Annotated in this window: 11 protein-coding genes; 4 read left to right on the plus strand and 7 right to left on the minus strand. The window is 41.5% G+C overall.

Translation table 11 applies throughout. From position 1 onward, the window contains the following. Nucleotides 1–6: 6 nt before the first annotated feature. Nucleotides 7–1,338 (minus strand): dihydroorotase, encoded by a 1,332-nt coding sequence (locus tag ISP07_RS19330; protein WP_209328601.1) that lies wholly within the window; start codon nt 1,336–1,338, stop codon nt 7–9. A 432-nt stretch (nt 1,339–1,770) separates the two neighbouring features. On the opposite strand from ISP07_RS19330, the gene ISP07_RS19335 reads away from it, so the two are divergent. Continuing rightward, a complete protein-coding gene (locus tag ISP07_RS19335) occupies nt 1,771–3,936 on the plus strand; it encodes a M3 family metallopeptidase (protein WP_209328602.1) in 2,166 nt (721 codons plus the stop codon). 308 nt (nt 3,937–4,244) lie between these two features. On the opposite strand, the gene ISP07_RS19340 is transcribed toward ISP07_RS19335, so the two are convergent. Next, nucleotides 4,245–8,255: a rhombosortase-dependent M36 family metallopeptidase gene (locus tag ISP07_RS19340; RefSeq protein ID WP_209328603.1), complete on the minus strand. Its 4,011-nt coding sequence runs from the start codon at nt 8,253–8,255 to the stop codon at nt 4,245–4,247. Between the two features lie 126 nt (nt 8,256–8,381). On the opposite strand from ISP07_RS19340, the gene ISP07_RS19345 reads away from it, so the two are divergent. Next, nucleotides 8,382–8,876, plus strand: a complete 495-nt coding sequence (locus ISP07_RS19345) for a hypothetical protein (protein ID WP_209328604.1) — start codon at nt 8,382–8,384, stop codon at nt 8,874–8,876. A 207-nt stretch (nt 8,877–9,083) separates the two neighbouring features. On the opposite strand, the gene ISP07_RS19350 is transcribed toward ISP07_RS19345, so the two are convergent. Together ISP07_RS19350 and ISP07_RS19355 are read right to left on the minus strand one after the other, a co-directional pair. Then, nucleotides 9,084–9,785 (minus strand): M15 family metallopeptidase, encoded by a 702-nt coding sequence (locus tag ISP07_RS19350; protein ID WP_209328605.1) that lies wholly within the window; start codon nt 9,783–9,785, stop codon nt 9,084–9,086. A 52-nt stretch (nt 9,786–9,837) separates the two neighbouring features. Further along, nucleotides 9,838–11,463, minus strand: coding sequence for a sensor domain-containing diguanylate cyclase (locus tag ISP07_RS19355; protein ID WP_209328606.1), 1,626 nt, complete (start codon nt 11,461–11,463; stop codon nt 9,838–9,840). Nucleotides 11,464–11,658: 195 nt separating this feature from the next. Here ISP07_RS19355 and ISP07_RS19360 point away from each other — a divergent pair, with 195 nt between their 5' ends. Together ISP07_RS19360 and ISP07_RS19365 are read left to right on the plus strand one after the other, a co-directional pair. Then, nucleotides 11,659–12,846 (plus strand): acyltransferase family protein, encoded by a 1,188-nt coding sequence (locus ISP07_RS19360; RefSeq protein WP_209328607.1) that lies wholly within the window; start codon nt 11,659–11,661, stop codon nt 12,844–12,846. Then, nucleotides 12,847–13,359, plus strand: a complete 513-nt coding sequence (locus tag ISP07_RS19365) for an NlpC/P60 family protein (protein ID WP_209328608.1) — start codon at nt 12,847–12,849, stop codon at nt 13,357–13,359. A 134-nt stretch (nt 13,360–13,493) separates the two neighbouring features. Here the strand turns inward: ISP07_RS19365 and ISP07_RS19370 are convergent, their stop codons facing one another. The 3 genes from ISP07_RS19370 to ISP07_RS19380 all read right to left on the minus strand — a co-directional run bounded on the left by ISP07_RS19370 (nt 13,494) and on the right by ISP07_RS19380 (nt 19,275). Further along, nucleotides 13,494–15,380 (minus strand): C39 family peptidase, encoded by a 1,887-nt coding sequence (locus ISP07_RS19370; protein WP_209328609.1) that lies wholly within the window; start codon nt 15,378–15,380, stop codon nt 13,494–13,496. Nucleotides 15,381–15,527: 147 nt separating this feature from the next. Beyond that, nucleotides 15,528–16,751 (minus strand): MFS transporter, encoded by a 1,224-nt coding sequence (locus ISP07_RS19375; protein WP_324616139.1) that lies wholly within the window; start codon nt 16,749–16,751, stop codon nt 15,528–15,530. A gap of 79 nt (nt 16,752–16,830) precedes the next feature. After that, complete coding sequence (locus ISP07_RS19380; RefSeq protein WP_209328611.1) at nt 16,831–19,275, minus strand: TonB-dependent receptor; 2,445 nt, start codon at nt 19,273–19,275, stop codon at nt 16,831–16,833. Between the last annotated feature and the right edge of the window lie 26 nt (nt 19,276–19,301).

The following is a 19,301-nucleotide window of genomic DNA, read 5'->3' on the forward strand; positions in this document are numbered from 1 at the left end:
CTTCTTTTAACGATTGAATGTTAAGGCCATAGCGGCCTGCTTGTGCGGGTATACGTGCTGTCCATCAAAGACACACTCACCATTTACAAAGGTATGTGTTATTCGGTGTGAAAAAGTAGTGCCATTGAAAGGGGTCCATTGGCATAAGTAATGTGTGTTTGTGTGCTCAACGTGCTTTTCTGCGCTTGGGTCAACCAGGACTAAATCTGCAAAGTAACCTTCTCTGATAAACCCTCGATCTTCGATAGCAAATCGCTTTGCCACGTTATGCGCTGTTTTTTCAACGACTTGCTCTAGGCTCAACGCACCACGTTTTACCTGCTCAAGTAACGATAGTAATGCATGTTCGACGAGCGGGAGTCCTGCTGGTGCAGCGCTGTATTGTTGCTGCTTTTCTTGCCAAGTATGAGGGGCATGATCGGTGGCAATAATATCAATGCGACCATCGCGTACTGCTGCGAGTAGCGCTTGGCGATCTTGCTCTGATTTTATGGCAGGGTTACATTTAATTTGATTGCCATAGTGTGTGTAATCATCTTGGTTAAACCACAAATGATGCACACAAGCTTCGGCGGTTATGTGTTTTTGCTCTATAGGTGCGTTACTAAATAGCTCTAGCTCTTTTGCTGTTGTAAGGTGTAAAACATGCAGCTGCGAGCCATAGCGTTTTGCCAGCGATACGGCGTACGATGATGATGCATAACACGCTAACTCATCACGAATTAACGGGTGATGTTCTATTCGTAACTCACCATAGCGTTTTTCTATTCGGCGCTGGTTTTGTTGAATAACCTCCCCTTGCTCGCAATGGGTTGCAATGAGTACTGGGCTTTCCCGAAAAATGGCCTCTAGAGCATGTGGGTGTTCAACCAGTAAATCACCTGTTGATGCTCCCATAAACACTTTAACGCCGCATACATTTTTAGCATCAAGAGCTTTAATTTCATCGAGGTTGTCTGGGGTCGCGCCAAAGTAAAACGCATAATTCGCAGCGCTCGTTTGCGCTGCTATCGCGTATTTATCAGCAAGTGCTTTTGTCGTGGTAGTCGAAGGTGAGACATTAGGCATTTCCATAAAGCTTGTAATGCCACCTGCCACTGCCGCGGCAGATTCACTGGCGATCGTACCTTTGTGGGTAAGGCCTGGCTCTCTAAAATGAACTTGATCGTCGATCATGCCTGGTAATAGCAACAGACCGCTTGCATCAATTACCTCATCATTGGCCTTGGCACTGATATCTTTGGCAATTTCAGCGATTCGATTACCAGCAATTCGTACATCGTTTATTTCGCGCTGTCCTTCATTAACAACGCAGGCGTGTTTGATTATGATAGCCATATGACTCCTTGCTTATTCAGCAACATTTGCAACTTATCGTAAAAAAATGCACTCCATGGCAAGATTGATTGCAGATTAAACTGTTACAATATAACATACCATAAAGTTTTAATTTGGACACTGTTATGAGTCAAAAAGATTAGTTGGATCAGGCTATTTAAGCTGCAAAGTAATAAGTGGCTTTCCGATCTTAGAGAATTTTAACGACTTATCGCAGCCAGTGATCACCTTATCGCAACGTATGAGGTCAATTGTAGTAAGACACAGTATGCTGGGCTCATTGATCACATGGTGATACCTGCCTCACATAAGTGCTTTTTTGTAGCACTTTTTGTAATTCGTTTTAACCGCTATGCAAATCAAGAGCTTATAAAACGTATGTGCAAGGTTATATCGACACACTTTAATTTTAAAAATGACAAGAGAAAAACTATGAAACACCTAATCGCAACCGCGATCGGTTCTGCGCTGTTACTCACAGCCTGTTCAGAACCACAAACAACAACATCAACGCCTAAATCAGAGCAATCAGCACCTGTTGCTGCCGAACAGCAAGCTAACCCACTGTTTGTGAAAAGTGTATTACAATACGAAACGCCTGATTTCAGTACGATTAAAGATGAACATTTCATGCCGGCATTTAATAAAGGCATGACTGAGCAAATGGCTGAAGTACAAGCTATTATCAACAACCCAGCGAAGCCTGATTTTGCCAATACGATTGTTGCGCTTGAGAAAAGTGGTGAGCTATTAACACGCACACGCAGTATTTTTTATAACTTAGCGGGTACGGATTCAAACCCGGCACGTCGTGAATTACAAAAAGAATTAGCGCCAAAACTAGCGGCTCATAGCGACAATATTTTCTTAAATAAAGCACTCTTTGAGAAAGTAGCGGCTATTCACAGCGAAACTGACAGCCTTGCCTTAACTGCTGAAGAAAAGCGTTTATTAGACGTTTACTACAAACGTTTTGTGCGTGCTGGCGCAAAATTAAGTGCAGAACAAAAACAACAAATTCGTGATATCAATACGAAGCACTCGAGCTTAACAACTCAGTTCTCACAAAACTTATTAGCACTGACTAAAACAAATGTTGTTTTAGTGGATGACAAAGCAGAGCTTGAAGGCTTACCAGCAGGTCAAATTGAGCAGCTTGCCAATGCCGCAGCTGAAGCTGGCCACCCTGGTAAATACCTAATTAAGATCACAAACACCACGCGTCAGCCTATTCTGGCAACACTGAAAAACCGAGATTTACGTGAAAAAGTATGGCGTGCATCAGCTGAGCGTGCATTATCGGGCGAAAATAGTAACCGTGATATCGTGGCAGAACTTGCTCAGTTACGTGCTCAAAAAGCAAAACTATTAGGTTACGACAGCTGGGCTGATTTTGGTTTAGAGTCGCAAATGGCGAAAAAACCACACGCTGTATTTGATATGTTTGCGAGCATGATCCCTGCATTAATGCAGAACGTCAACGCAGAAGCAGCTGCAATTCAAGCTAAGATTGATGAGTCAGGTGAGCAGTTCAAATTACAGCCATGGGATTGGTTATTCTACGCAGAGCAAGTGCGTAAAGATAAATACAACCTTGACGAAAATGCAGTGAAAGAATATTTCGAGTTCAACCGTGTTCTAGAAGACGGCGTATTCTTCACCATGAACCGTTTATACGGTATCACCTTTAAACCACGTAACGATATTCCGGTTTATCACCCGGATGTAAAAGCCTATGAGTTATTTGATGAAAATGGTAAAAGCTTAGCCATTTTCTTTGCTGACTACTTCGCGCGTGAAGGTAAACGTGGTGGTGCATGGATGACTTCTTTCGTTAAACAATCTGGCCTTAAGGAACAAAAGCCAGTTGTCGTAAACGTAATGAACATTCAAAAAGGCGCGAATGGCGAACCTACGCTTATCAGTTATGATGAAGCAACAACGATCTTCCACGAGCTAGGCCATGGCTTACACGGCATGTTCTCAAACGTGAAGTACCCTACTCTATCTGGCACCTCAGTATCACGTGACTTCGTTGAATTCCCATCAACATTTGAAGAAGATTGGGCAATGTATCCTGAAGTTATCGCTAACTATGCGAAACACCATAAAACTGGCGAGCCAATTCCTGATGAGCTACTGAAAAAAGTAATTCAATCACGTAGCTTCAACCAAGGTTTTGATACCCTAGAATACGTTGCTGCTGCATTACTTGATATGGAATGGCATTCACTCTCTGCTGATGCTCCTTTACAAGACATTGAAAAGTTTGAGCAACAAGCGCTTGCAAAACATGGAGTTGATGTAGCATTTGTACCACCTCGTTATAAGTCAGCCTTCTTCTCACATTCAATGGGCGGCGGTTACTCAGCGGGTTATTATGCTTATATGTGGAGTGAAATCTTAGCGGCAGACGCCTTTGCCTTTGTTCAAGAGCAAGGCGGTCTAAAACGTGAAATCGGTGATAAATACCGTAAAGAAATTTTAGAAGTCGGTAACTCACGTGACCTAATGGAATCGTACAAAGCATTCCGCGGTCAAGAGCCAGACACATCAGCATTATTAAAACGCCGCGGCCTAAAAGCAACCGTTCAATAGCTAAAAGCCTTAAACGGTAAGCTGAATCGTGGGGTTATCGAGTGTTGATGACCCCACAACGATAGTAAAAGGAGCTGTCAGCCTTCAGCTATCAGCCGTCAGACGCGCGAAACAAGCTTCACGCCTACGAATGTAAACATCAGGTGCTAGGGCCTAGGACGCGATGTAAAATTGCTGCTACCTCGTACCTTTTCCCTCGTACCTTTTCCCTCGTACCTTTCCCCTCGCTAACTTTCCCCTCGCTAACTTAAAAACAAAAAAGCCCTTACAGGGAACTGTAAGGGCTTTGTTATCACTATTTAAAAGTCTTATTTACGTTTACGGCGACGGCCGATAAGCGCTAGTGGTGCAAGTAGTAGTGTTAAGAAACCAAAGCTACCATTGCTAGATTTAGTTACTTTCTTCTCTTCTACTGGCTCAGCTTCGTTAGTTACAGCAACTGTGAACTGCTCAGATACAGAGTCTGTACCATCGCTCACTGTTACTTCAAATACTAACTCGTCATCGCTTGAAATAGCACCAGGCGTGAAGCCTAGAGTTGCTGTGTCAGCACCTGTAAGCGTTGCTGTAGTACCGCTTAGTTGCGTCCACGTGTAGCTTAGCGTGTCATCACTGTTACGGTCTGTTGCTGTTGCTGTTAATGTGCCTGAAGCAGACTCAGAAACAGACGTATCACCAGTTACAGATAATAACGGTAGTGCGTTATCACATGCTAATGCATCACCTGCAATTACATTTGAGAAGATTGGTGATGTTACATTGCTAACAGTTACGTTATCAATCCACCAACCTAAATCACGTACAGAGCTATCTGATGACATACGGAAACGTAATTTAGCACGGTTACCGTTTAATTCAGTGCCGAAACGAATTGTTTCGTAGTTACCATAAACACCATCGTTAATATTGTTACCTGTGAAGGTATCGCGATCTTGTAGTGCTTGCGCATCGTTATCTTCTAACGGGCCATCGTAACCTACATCAAATGTACCGCCTATTTCAGTAACATCAACCCAGTTACCGTCGTTTACGCTAATTTCTACAACACCACCATCCCACTCGTTTTCGATTCGGTAGAAGTGCCAGAATGAAACTTCAAAGTCACCCGCAAAACCGATATCAAACTCTCTTGACTCAACCGCAACATCAGACTGGAAGTCATTGTTGTTTAGGTACATGGTTTGCTCGCCAAGACCAAAGCCAAAGCTGTTAAAGAAGTTGATATTACCGCCCGTTGCCATACGTTGTGTGCCAACAGCTAAGTCATCACCTGTCATTACGTTTTCTTTCCAATCACGTAATGATGCACCTGCTACTTCCATATCGTCAGCTGTTTGTGAGCTCATTGGTGCTTTATCTTCAAAGTCCATGTTCACAAGGTAAGATACTGTATCGCTTGCTGCTTCAACAATTTCGTCATCAGCAGACAGTTCAGGGAATGACACTTCGATTTCAAGTGTATCAGCAGTGCCTGCATCATTTAATGTAAACATGATAGGCGCGCTTGTTTGCGAAGCATACGGGTTTGTATCGTCGAATGTGATTAAACCATCATTTTCGAATGTTACATCGTGACCGCTAACAACTGTTAACTGTGCTTGTGTACCCGTTAGTACTTCACTACCTGTGTTCATGATGCTAACAGTTAATGTACCTGTTTCGCCTTTATCTAGCACGTTATCGTTTGAACAATAACCTAATTCCGCACCGTTGTAGTTTGCATTCATTGCCACATCTTTCAATGTGAAGCTAGCAAGTTTCATTTTGTCTGATTCAACAACACCGGTTAAATCTTCGCTGAAACGCTCTGGTGCTACAGCACCTAAGCCCATACCACGCTTAGCAAATGCACCTAAGATTAGTTTGTAATCTTCAGGATCAACTGCGTACGCTGCTGCTAAGATAGCATCACGTGCTTCTGTGTATAGCGGAGCAACAGGGGTTAGCTTGTAACCAGCAACTAAGTAGTTAGCCATGCGGTTTTGCGCGTCTTCAAAGCCGTGCTCGTTGATAAGTGCTACATAGCTTTCCCAAAGCATAGTTGCCCAAATTTCACCTGCTGCGTGTGGTGAAGCAACACTTGTTGGTGCAATGCCTACATCAGCACCTTCATTTTCAGTAATGTGGCGGAAAGACAGCGGGTTTACTTCCATATTAGTTGAATATGGAACACGACGGATACCGTAGTAGAAATCTTCTACGAAAGTACCGCTACCGTACGCTTTTTGGAACTTGTCGTTACCTGGAATGTTAATGTCATCAGCTTTAGCAATGAACATAAGCGAGTGGAAATCACCCCAACCTTCGCCCATCGCACGGCCTTGGAAGTTGATAAGACCTGATGAGTTACCCACTAAACGGTTACTGATATAGTGACCCCATTCGTGAGCAATAATACCGTTATCTAGCGTACCGTCTTTTAACGTTGCTTTGTTGAACATGTTCACAGTAACAGTGTCGCCTGCAGCGATACCATCGTAAAGTGCGTGACCGTCAGCATAGTTCAGACCCATGTTAGGAATGATCACTGCATCGTCTTCACCGCCCATTGGCGCTGGCTCATCTGTATCTGGGTTGTTGTTTACAACGATAGCACCAATTGCACCCGCTTCTTGAGCGTGTAGTACTTTTGCTGTGAAGTTACAAGAGCCACGATCAACTAGCGCAATTTTGCCAGCTAGTTCTGCTGCATTTGTTGCAGGTTCACAGCCATCTGTTACGCTACCAGAATCTACATCATTGCCGTCAACTAAACGAACAACTTCGCCTGCGATATCAGCAAATTGCATTTGACCAAAGCCAGATACTTTAGAAGACTCAAGTAGACCAATTGATTCGTCAGATGTAACAACCACACCGAAATCTACACCCACTTTCGCATCTTTCGAGTTGTATAAGTACATTTGCATGCGTGGGCTTGCACCGTCAGCAGGTGTTGCCATATTAGCGTTATTTAAACCGCTATTATCTTGCGCTTGTGCTTCGATAGGGTCGCCTTCTACACCACCACGGCCGTAGTTTGATACTTGTGCAACATTTGATGTTTCGTCAAAACCATGGTCATAGAAGAAATCGTGTAAGAAGTTGTTCATGTAGAACAAGTTAACGATCGCCGCTTTACGGTTGTCGTAGCTGTTTGCTACTTGATCAACTTGGTAAGGGTAGTCAAATGTGTAATCTGATGTGGTTTCAGCTGTGAAGTCACCTTCTGTAAAACCTTGTGGTGCGATAACATCAGCATAAGCAAATACGTTATTACCTGATGTTGTTGTAGCGTCATCAGCAAGCCACGGATCCATCGTGCTTAGTTTTTTGTAGTAAGACAAGCTTACAAGTGGTGCATCTAGGATTTCAGTTTCATCAATTTGATCTGGGCCATCAGCTGGGATCACGTCACCGTGTGGACCTTCCCACGGGTAACCATCTTCGTCAGCCCATACACGGTAGTTAAAGTCTGCCGCGTGTGCTTTTAAGTCTTTCTTGAAATAAACTTTGCTGTTTTGCGCGCCAATAACGTAGCTGAAGTAATCGCTTTCTAAGCTGTTTTTATCAGCAACTTCTACTTCAACATAGTATGCAGATTGCAGCTCGCCCGCTACTTCAAAGAATACTTTCTTAGCACGAGGCTGACCTAATACAACTTTGTCACCGTTTTGGTTAGACACAGTGTATTTAACATAGTCACCTTGTTCTGTTGACTTAGTTAGTGACACGTCGATATCAGCAAGTTCTTTAATTGCACGTTTAATGCTTTGCTCTGCACCTACAAATTCAGCAAGCGGTGCGAACGACTGCGTTGCATTTGAACTTGTGTTAGCAAAATAGCCAGAACCTGCAACTAGGTTGTATTCTTTGTCCATGATCAGGTTGTATTCACGGTTGAATACTTCAATGTCATGTACTTTTTGCTTATATTTAGCTGTGATTGAACCAAGCTTTTGCTCAGATAAATCCGTTAATACTGCGTTTGAGACGCCTTTTTTAGCGGTGCTAACACCCGTTAAGGCATTTAAATAAAAATCTGCAGCATAGGCATTGCGTAGCTCAGGAAGCACCATCGCCATATCAGGTTTAGCTTGACCTACTGCATTCCATAAGAACGTAGCTTTACCTAATTGCTCATCGAAAATTGATTTGTGACCCGATACAGTTCTACGCTCAGCTAATGCACGTTGCTGAGATACTTGAGGGTTGAATTGCACTTGAGAGCTAACGCTTGAAGCATTATAGAAGCGAGTTTGTTCACTAGCCTGCACTTGAGATGATGCCAAGATAGCCGTTACCATAGTAGCAACTGCTGTTACTTTAAATTGAGACATTCCTTACGTTCCTATTGTTATATTTGTATTTTCGGTTAACAATCATAACCGCCGTCAATGTACCCAATATAGCAATTAAAAAACAGAACGAATTGTAAACAAAAGTAACTAACAAACAGGATTAAAATGAAGCAAACAATTAAGATACAAGCACTTACACTAGCATTAGCACTAGTATCAGGCTGTCAAAAAAATGAAATAAGCGAGCAAGATACAGTACAACAGCCAACAACCAGTTCACAAAAAGAACAAATTTCAGTTAAAGATGTTAAAAAAGCAGTCGAAATCAACAAACAAAAATCGACGAATGCTTTTAGTAATAATGGTGAAAAAATTACCTTTGATGCACCAACTTTAACCAAAGGCACAGAAGTCTTTAATCACGCAATGCAAGAGCGCGGCATCGCCACTGGAGCAATTTACCTAACGCTAAAAGAAAATACCTTACCAGTTGAGCTTAGCAGCCAATATACGCTGAAAAAAATGACCAACAAAAGCTATCGCTACCTTGCTGAAAAAGACACTGATTTATTAAAAGTACAAAACGCTTTTAAACAAAATGCCAACGTAGATGTTGTTGAAATTAAAGTTGATTATTCACCGATAAAAGAGGTGATGTAGGTTGGGTAGAGCGCAGTAAAGAAGCTGTCAGCCTTCAGCTATCTGCCGTCAGACGCGCGAAACAAGTTTCACGCCTACATCAAACCGTAGGCGTCATACTTGCATGGCGTGTCTAACATTCAACGCCATTTAATCAAGCTAACTTAACATTCAAAAACAACACTTTTCGGCTTAAAACTTACAGCTGAAAGCTTAAAGCTGTTTTACCTACTCCACCACAAAATCAAAATAGGTTTCGGGGTATGCTTGCGGTTGGTAAGTAAAATGCCACCATTCCATTGAATAAGGCGCGAAACCGGCCTCAGTCATCAGGCTTTTTAATTTGTATCGATTGGCTTTTTGCTCTGCACTAATGCGTGGGTCGTCGGTGTTAGAAAGAGTGTCGAACATATCAAATGGTGAGCCCATATCGAGATCTTTGCCTTTTGCATCAACTAAGGTTAAATCAATCGTTGAGCCACGGCTGTGACCCGATTTAGCAGCGATGTAATCACCAAGCAGTTTGTCTTTGCCCAAGTTTGGATAAAACTCAGCTTTAGTACGGGTATCTTCTAAATCGTTTACCCAACGCACAAAGTGATCAACAGCGCGCTGCGGGCGATAACAATCATATATTTTCAAGCTCAGGCCTTGGGTTTGCGCTGCTACTTGCACTTTTTTAAGCGCAGAGGCCGCACTGTTGTGCAATAAACATTTTGGCGCGTTGTAACCATCAACTGGTTTGCCAACAAAGTTATGATGGCCAAAATAACGAATATCTAACACAGCATTAGGTAGCAAAGCACCAACATCCACAAATTCGCTACGTTTATCATCGCTTGGGCTGGCACAAGCAGCGCTTGCACTCATAAGCGCAATACCTAAAAGAGAAGTGGATTTAGTTAAACGAGCCAACAATGTGAATGCCATTTTGATTTTCCATAAATAACTTAATAGCATCCACTATTGCACATTAAATAACTTATTCCAAGATTAAAGGCTCAGAAACGGGTGTAAGGTCTTGGCTATATGTTGCATCAACAACCGAGCGGTTACGACCTGTTTTTTTAGCTTGATATAAGGCTTGGTCAGCGAGCTTAAGTACTTCATCAATGTTCAGTTGCTCAATCGGCCAACCAGAAATACCAATAGATACATTAATGCAGCCAACAGGGTCAATGTAGCTTTCAGATATCCGCATCCGCAAGCGCTCTGCAAGTTGATACGCCCGTTTGACCTCAACTCTTGGCATGATCACAATAAATTCTTCTCCGCCAGTACGAGCAACAACGTCGCTATCACGAGTTACATCTAACAAAATTTTAGCAAGCGACTGTAATACCACATCACCAATATCATGCCCAAACTCGTCGTTAACCCGCTTAAAGTGGTCAATATCGATTGCCAAAACTGCAAACGGGCAGCGCTGTGCAATAAAATGGCTTAACTGCGCATCAAAGCTTCTACGGTTGTGTAACCCTGTTAGTGAGTCTGTCTGTGCTTCTTGACGTAACAAACCAATTTTACTGTGTAATAAACCAACTCCCTTTAACATTGCTTTTCTAAGCTCATTACTTTCAAAATACCATGAACGAATTAGCATTAACTCGCGTGTTGTGGTTGGCCTATCCAACGTATTTGCGGTTTCAGCAAGTTGCCTCAATGGGCTCGCTATTTTTCTAGCTAATACCCAAATTAATATTAAAGTGATGACACCCACAGGCGCCGTTTTTATGAAGACTTGCCACATTAAATTATCAAGCGGTGCTAATGTGTCTTCAAGGGGTCGTTGTGCAATGACTCCCCAAGGAGCAACGGTTAAAGGAGCAAAGCCAGCCAACATTTCAACCCCTTTGCTATTACTTAATAGTTCAGTTCCGGCTTGTCCTTTCAAAACAGCCTTGATCACAGGGTTTTCAAAAACTTGCTCCCCTATCCTTTTTGTATCAGGGTGATAAAGCAAGCGATGATTCTCATCAACAACATATAAATATGAACCATCGCGATAATAGTGAACTTGTAAAAGCTGGTTTAGAATGCTTGTGCGCTTCAAATATAATGTACCGCCGACATAGCCAATGAATTCACCTTGCTTATCAAATAAAGGCTGAGAAATAAAAATCAGCAAATTTCCCGCCATCGAAATATACGGTTCGCTGATCATCGGGGTTCGATAAGAAAGCGCAGCTTTAGTCCCAAAACTATCAACTTTGCGATTTTTAAGTTTTAAGGATTGCGGTGATACCCCTAAGATATCACCTTGTTTATTAACAATAATGGTCGAGTTAAAACTGTTAGTTTGTAACCTTAATCGTTCTGCTTCAGCATTTATCAACTCTTGATTATTAAAGTCATTTTCAAGAATTTTACCTACATAAGCCAGTTGCTGCTGCGCCGCCAATAAAAAATTATCGGTGGCCGATACCAGTTTAGCTGCGTAAGCTTTGTGATTTTCAAGCGTTTTATCTATTAGTTGTTGCTTTTGAACTTGATAGCTCGAGTAATAACTGTTTAGAGAGGTGATTAGCGTTGCCGAAAACGCTAATAATAAAATTAAGCGGCGCAGATTTAAACCTGCCTTAAGACCATTAAGCACTGTAATTCTCATATCAAAGCCCAATGTCCATATCGGGTACATCTAATACATTTATACTAGCAATTTATTACTACAGCCTCTATAAAACTTTCGTCATAATTTGATTTAGCTCAATGATGATGCAATAAAATCAAAATTTATATTGACAAATAAACTTGCTCAAAAGGAATAATTTATTACAATAAAGAAAAAATATAGAAATTTTCCATGTTTAAACATAGTTCTGCGATCATCAATAAACTCCCTTCACATCGCCTGATGGCGTTAGATGTAATGCGCGGTTTGACTATTACCGCAATGATATTAGTGAATAACCCTGGCAGCTGGGGAGCGATGTATTGGCCTTTAAAGCATGCTGACTGGCATGGTTGGACACCTACCGATTTAATTTTTCCGTTTTTTATTTTTATTGTCGGCATGTCTATCACGCTATCAGTAAATAGCTTGCGTGCTAAAGGGATCAGTGATCAACACATACTAAAAGCGGGTTTTATTCGAACCATCAAACTCATTGCTCTAGGTTGGTTTTTAGCTCTATTTTATTACAACTTTCGAGACCCTTCTTTTAGCTGGGTTGATGACAAGTTATTGCAGCTGCGCGTGTTAGGCGTGCTGCAACGTATCGGTTTGGTCTATTTAGTAGCTCTGTGTTGTTATCTTTATTTATCACCTAAGAAAATAGCCATAACTTGCATCACTCTTTTATTGTTTTACGGCGCTGCCATGCTTTATATCCCTTATACCTTGCCAAACGGCGAGGTAGTGAGTGGGTTATGGTTACATGGCAATAACTTAAGTGCCTTCATAGACAATACCGTATTTGGTAGTCATCACCTGTATTATGCCAATGCTAAGCCACTGCCATTTGACCCTGAAGGACTGTTCTCAACACTGCCTGCCATTGCGAGTGCACTAAGCGGCATATTGGCTGCGGTTTATTTAACTAAGCAACCCGACCTTAAAAAACAAGCCCGTACACTTATCTTACTGGGCACATTAGCCGTTATTGCCGGCTATGCGATTGCACCAATAACACCTATCAATAAAGCCTTATGGACGCCGAGCTATGTGCTACTCAGCTCAGGGCTTGCAGCGATTTTCTATGCACTGTGCAGTGCTATTTTAGATATTTATAAGCTGCGTAGTTGGGGCGCTCCGTTTATTGTATTTGGTGCGAATGCGATATTATTTTTTATGTTTGCGGGCGTGTTTGCACGGCTATTAATTATGATCCCGCTCGGCGATAGCAGTTTAAAAGGCAGTATTTATGGCTTAATACAATTAGTGATCAGCAATGATTACCTCGCTTCATTTAGCTTTTCACTGCTGTTTTTAATGGTGTCTTATGGTGTGATGTACGGCTGCTACCGCAAAGGCATTTTTTGGAAGGTATAAATGAAAAAACGTTTTTTAACTGTGACATTGGTTGTGTTTAGTAGTCACATTTTTGCAAATGCTACCGTTGTAGAAACCGCTTTAACTTGGCAGGGTAAGGGTTATAAGGTTGGTAAAACTGAGCAATGTATGAACTGGACTCGCGAAGTATTAATTAGCGCGTGTGGTGAGCATTTTAAAACTTTACAAACCACTCAGCCTTGGGATATTCATTTATTAGGTGTTGATGACAAATTAGCTGTAATACATGCAGATTCACTGGCATCAGATGAGTTTGGCAAGAGAATAACTCGGTTGAGTGATGTCTTAGAAGGTGATTTAATTTTCTTAAAAAATACTTACGGCAATTGGGCTGAAGGCGTAATAACTCATGTGGGGATTGCGCTCGATAACACTCAGTACATCCATCGCATGACTTCAAATAAGGGGGTTGTCAAAGTAGAGGCAATTCCTAGCCATCAGTTTGCTGGAGCGCTAAGGTTAGCAAGAAAATTTTGCCAACCAAAACAATAAGCCTTGTCACTGAGGTTGTGATCTATCCGCAAAAACCTCGCCAATTGGATACAGATTTAATAGCTCGTTGAAACGCTGCAAAATAATCTCAAAAAAACTATCCCAAGCCACCTAGGTGGCTTGGGAAGCCTTATTTAGTCATAGATATGTAACCATAAATCATCACCCGTACCATTATCATTGATGGCATATTCGAACTCAGCTTTTGGATAGCGTATCCCTTTACCTGATACACCGCTATTATAGCTTCCCCATTTTTGTAGGTTCCACTGTCCGAACGGGTCATTCACCGTGTAATGTGTGCCATCAAATCCTGTTACAACCATGATATGGCCAGGATTGGTAAACCAGCCATGAACAATAGCCACTTTACCTGCATTCAATGCATTACGCAGCTCGGTTATCGTCGCATTGGTTTTACTATTAGCCCGCTTACTACTGCCTGCACGCTGGGCCATTTGGTTGTAGCCCCACTCTAACGCTGGGACGGTTTGTAATACGCCTCCAAGCTCTTCGTAAAGATAGTCAGGCGTGCGACCATTTACCATTGGATCAGTAAAGCCTGCCATATCTGTCACCATAGCTAAAGAAGTAACAGAACATGTACCATAAGGGTCATAATAGTTATTAAGTTGTTTATAGTAGGGGACAGCGGCTTGAACAGGAGGAGGCGTCTCATCGTCATTTGGGGTATCTGCCATCCACTCTAGCATGGTGTTATTACCTGAATTGCCCTGAACATTACTATCGTAAACAGCACGCAGCCAATCTATTTGTTGCCAATCATTCCACACGGCCTGCGGGACCGAGCCGCCGGGCACTCGCCAAACCGAGGTATTTGGCCCTGCCGCACTAATGAAACTATTTAATTGATCCGCACTAATATCATCATATTCAGTTGACACTATATGCCAAATAGGTTTATTGGCGCCTAAAGAACGATACTCTGCATTACCTTCTTCAATCCAGCGTTTAGGATCTGCCATATATGAAGCCCCCCAAACTTCAACATAAGTTTGCGGCATATGAAAATCTACGTACTGGTCAATAATGCCTACATTCATTCCCTGTGCAATTGGGTTACTCCAAGTAGTTGCCCCCAATTTAAAGCTGCTATCAGTATAACCTGCATTAATCGCATCGTTGCGTGCTGCTGTAAACGCTTGGAACATACTATGTAGCTCAGCTGTTTTGTTGTTAAACTCAACTTCAACGTCACTTACATAACCAACATAGCCATATTGCGCAGCCTCAAATAATGCATCTGCTTGCGCATTATAGCTGCCTGGATAATTATAAGACCAAGCCCATGGTTCTATACCGCGCGATTTATAAATATTCGTTGTACTTGTTGAACAAGCGTCAGTAAATAAACTACAGCTTTGCGTATCATCAGCAATTTTAATAAAAATACGCTTTACACCCATCGCCGAAAGCTCATCAGCTAATTGGGTGTGCGTTTTATTTAAACCCACTTCATCTATATACCAAAGCCAAACGCCAAGACGATTTTTAACTTCTACACCTTCGGTATTATCTTCAGCCAACTTCCCTTTAACACTTAAGTAAAAGCTTGCACTCCACCTATTTGTATAACAGGCTACACCTCCATCCAGTTCATTACAGGCCGCAACTTCTTGTTGGCTGAAATTCCCATATATATTATTGGGTTCACCAATTAATTCTTCGAAACAATGCCCTCCATAAGCTGTTGAACGAACAGCGCCTATTGGGCAATCTCCATCACCACGAATATTTGTTGCAAATGACTGAGACCAGCGAAGTACATCGATCGTGTTACCTTGAACTGGGTATTGATAGGTGGAAGTACACGCATTTCCCCCTCCAAACTGCTGGCACTTATCTACCATTGCTTTGGTAAAAGGACCAAAAACGTCATTATCAATTCGGCAAAAATCCAAGGTTTCATCATAACTTGCGCCATCAGGGCACAAAGCTAATGCGTTTCCAGCTGTTAGCAAGAGCGTACTTACTGCGAGTGTATTAAATTTATTATTCATTTTGATTCCAGTTAAAGTAGAAATTTATCCATCTTTACTACATTCCTGGATTCATAATGAAACATTTAATTAACAAAAACACTTTAGTAACTATCGTTTAAAGCGATATGTAACTGCGCATAATCGCAATGACAAAATGCAATAAACTTATCTTGAATAAATTGCATAATTAATATTCTTTGAAGCTTTGTACTGAAAATATGCTGAGATTATAAGTCCCAAGCCAGACACTAGAATTAAAGTTTGATAACTAAAGCTTGAGGTGATTTTTACAGCTAAAAGTGGACCAATGATCAAACCTATCTTAAAAGCACTAATACTCAAAGCACTGTAACCGCCACCAGCATTACTGGAACTCATCAAAGTCATCATAAACGGTACAACAAAACTCCACAAAAGCTGGTAAACTATTGTCGTTAATGCAAAAACAAATAGGCTGTATGTGTTTGAAAGTGGCAAATATAATAAATACAAGCAACCCAATTGCAATAGCAACACTCCCCAAATAACTCTGCCAATGCCGTACCTTGCATAGAATTTTTGGCAATATAGAGATCCTAAAATACTTAGTGAGAAACCTATGCTGAGTATCAAACCAACTTGAATTGCGCTCAACCCTTTTGCTAAACCAATGGGTTCGATATAAACCCACAAGCTACCTTGCACGATGTAGTATGCAACAATAGCCAGAAATCCCTGCACAATCGCAGAGATATTAGTTTTGTTTCTTGCTTGCATCTTTTCATTATTTTGAGCAAGTAATGAACTTGCAGGCTTAGTAAATAAACCACACCGGGCACATAAGACGAGAGAAAATAAAGCGGCTAAATTAAAAAATGCATAAATGCTATTTAGGCCCATTGTTTGGGTAAGCACTGGGAGCAGTAAAAAACCTATACTCCCATAGAGTATTTGCAAGCTAACGAGGCAAGCATATGCGCCTGTAGCAGTTCCTTTTTGGGCAAGCAAATACACCGCGGTTGAATAAACGACACCTGTCACCAAACCAGCAATAAAACGTAAAATTAAACCTATTTCTGTTGCCCAAGGTTGATTATTAAAAACGACCGTCGCACTGTTTAGAGCAATTAATAGTGCGATTGAAATGACAATTACCCTCTGAAAATTTATAAATTTTAACCATATAAAACTGGTCGCACTTACTAACAATACGCCCGCCATTTCAAGGCTAGCCATAACACTGATTTGTGACTGGGTTAAATCCGAAAAACGAAGGTAAGCACCAATGACACTTGGCATTAATAAGCTACTACCCGAAGCAACAACAGCTGCAAATAGAAGTGGAAGTTGGGTTAATAGGTGAGAAAAAACTATCTGTGAATTAATTAAGTGAGAATATCTTGTAATCATCTAAATGAAAGGGTGTTTAATACGTAAAAAGCATTAAACACCCACTATCTTTTATTATTAGAATAATTACTTTACACCATTAATAATAGCTATACGAGAAATTCAATCCAATTGTACGCGGGCGCTGACTAATACTACGATACCCCCAAGGCCCAGCTACACGTTGATAAGATGTTTGTGTTAAATCATTCGCTAAGTTATCTATCCACAACGTTGCATTCCAGCTGTCTTTGCCATAGGTGATTGATGCATCAAGTGTTGTGTAAGCATCAAAAATAAATGGATCTTCTCCACGGCTTTGACGACCGCTCAATACTTTATCAGTATAGCGGGCACGTAAGTTCGCGCTTAAGTAACCATCACCCAACTCAGTATTGTAATCAACACTGGCATTATGACGCCATTTTGGAGCACCACCTAACTTATCACCAGCCACCCAAGTACTACATTCTTGGTCGGGCATATCATCAGCACCTTCGTATAAACAGACTGTTTTTGTTTCTGTAAACTCAGCTTCAGACGTTGCACTGCTAAGCTTGAACGCTAACTCATCTGTAAGTGCATAACGCAACTGCATTTCGAACCCCATAGACTCAGAGTCTGGACCATTTGCAGTGCCATTGAGTGGGAAAATACCTGCTAAAGTTTGATCGTAATATGTTTGTGTATTTTGCCATTCAATTTTGAAAATATTTGCTTGGATGTAAAGGTCCTTATCAAGCATATAGCCTTTATAGCCTAGCTCATAGTTGGTCGTCGTATCTGGTTCAAAACGCTGCGTTGACTCTTTAACGACTAGTTCGCCTTCATCACGAAAACCATTCGTTCCGCCACGACGGTACCCTTCAGAAGCAGTGAAATAAAATAGGTTATCGGCATTAATATCATAGGATGTATTAAATTTAAATATGCTCTCTCCCTTGCCTTCACCTTTAGACACATCCTCTGTTACACCTATTGCTCCTGTGTAATCACTAATGTTCTTATATGCTTTATCTTCCCAATTGAAAACACGGGCACCAAGCGTAATATCCCATGCATCAGTCACTTCGTAAGTCACCTCACCAAATAGAGCAAGCTCACTATAACTTGACGATATGTCTTCATAATAACCAATATCTCCCTGTTTTCTGCTAGGGTATTGCGCATTCGCATCGAACCCTCCCCAAGCATCAAACATGGCTTGATCAAGCCCTTTAAAATGTTCCCAAAATTTTAAGCTACTATCAGTATCTGTGTAGTAGATACCAACAATCCATGATAATGGCCCTGAATTTGTTGAAGTTAATCGTGTTTCATGACTCAAGCCTTCATTGCTATTATCAAATGTCATAAAAGCTGATTCGCGTGTATCTGCAGCACTCAAACCTGGGATCCAGCCATAGTAAATGTACCCTTCACCAATATAATCACCTTGACCTACACGTTCATCGTCATAAATAGCTGTACTACTAGATAACTGTGCGAAGCTCAGTGACCAATCAATATCGATGGATGACATACTAAACCCACGATCAGAGTATTCTTCGTGTACAGACTGCACCGTGTATTCATCAACTTGTAAAGGAGCGGTTGGATCTGTGTATGTACAATCAGTGTCACTCACCCCTTCAGCAGCACAAGCTTCTGCAACGTCCCAAAGGCTGACACCACGTGTACCATGAGCGAGTTGGTCTTGCTCAATATGTGAAAAGTTAATCTTAAAATCATCATTCGGCTGCCATAGCAGTTGTATTCTCGCAGAGTCTGTTCGCTCCCAGTCATCGTCTTGGTAGAGCTCTTTTGCACGGTCAGGAGTACCAAAACGCGTTTCATTGTCTTCAAGCCAAACCGCGTTCATTTTTCGGTCTGTAAAGCCGCGATCATCCAATCGAGCAACATTCACACGCAAAGCAACAGAGTCGCTAACAGGTACATTCACTGTCATATCAGTATCATTACTCACGCTGCCTTTTTTTACTTGATAAACACTCGTATTAAAATCGAACTGAAAATCACCAAGTTGAGGCTTGTTTGTAATATAACGCACAGTACCACCTAGGCTACCACCGCCATAGAGTGTCCCTTGCGGACCTAATAATGTTTCTACACGCGCAACATCTTTAATTCTATAAGCGATATTAGGTAGAGGTGTGCTATCAAGGTAATACGCTAAAGTAGATGTAGTGAAGCGCTCTAAATTATTTGCATTAACGTTTGCCACATTTAGACCACGAACCGTTACCGAGTCTGCGAAACGAGAGCTATTACCAGGAGAACTAATTACTGTACTATCTTGAATTAATGCTTTAATATCAGCGATGTTTTTACGGCGTAGCTCTTCTTCACCTATTGCGCTAATATTCATTGCTGTTTTTGTTGCAATCGTACTGCGCCCTGAAGACGTGACTTCAATGACTTCCAGCTGCTGTTTATCTTTTACTTGCTGCTCTTTTTGTTCAAGCTCATCTGACGCGTGTGAGCATATGCTATATAGGCCTGCAGCAACGAACATTGCAACCTTTGTTAATCTCAACTCTACCATGTTTGCCCCTTTTAACTTTAAATTAT

It is taken from the genome of Pseudoalteromonas sp. PA2MD11, assembly GCF_017808125.1.
In the GTDB taxonomy this organism is placed as follows: domain Bacteria; phylum Pseudomonadota; class Gammaproteobacteria; order Enterobacterales; family Alteromonadaceae; genus Pseudoalteromonas; species Pseudoalteromonas simplex.

Coding starts and splice junctions, on each gene's coding strand:
- ISP07_RS19375 (WP_324616139.1), bottom strand. CDS start 16,751: ATGATTACAAGATATTCTCACTTAATTAATTCACAGATAGTTTTTTCT.
- ISP07_RS19370 (WP_209328609.1), bottom strand. CDS start 15,380: ATGAATAATAAATTTAATACACTCGCAGTAAGTACGCTCTTGCTAACA.
- ISP07_RS19330 (WP_209328601.1), bottom strand. CDS start 1,338: ATGGCTATCATAATCAAACACGCCTGCGTTGTTAATGAAGGACAGCGC.
- ISP07_RS19335 (WP_209328602.1), top strand. CDS start 1,771: ATGAAACACCTAATCGCAACCGCGATCGGTTCTGCGCTGTTACTCACA.
- ISP07_RS19380 (WP_209328611.1), bottom strand. CDS start 19,275: ATGGTAGAGTTGAGATTAACAAAGGTTGCAATGTTCGTTGCTGCAGGC.
- ISP07_RS19340 (WP_209328603.1), bottom strand. CDS start 8,255: ATGTCTCAATTTAAAGTAACAGCAGTTGCTACTATGGTAACGGCTATC.
- ISP07_RS19365 (WP_209328608.1), top strand. CDS start 12,847: ATGAAAAAACGTTTTTTAACTGTGACATTGGTTGTGTTTAGTAGTCAC.
- ISP07_RS19355 (WP_209328606.1), bottom strand. CDS start 11,463: ATGAGAATTACAGTGCTTAATGGTCTTAAGGCAGGTTTAAATCTGCGC.
- ISP07_RS19360 (WP_209328607.1), top strand. CDS start 11,659: ATGTTTAAACATAGTTCTGCGATCATCAATAAACTCCCTTCACATCGC.
- ISP07_RS19350 (WP_209328605.1), bottom strand. CDS start 9,785: ATGGCATTCACATTGTTGGCTCGTTTAACTAAATCCACTTCTCTTTTA.
- ISP07_RS19345 (WP_209328604.1), top strand. CDS start 8,382: ATGAAGCAAACAATTAAGATACAAGCACTTACACTAGCATTAGCACTA.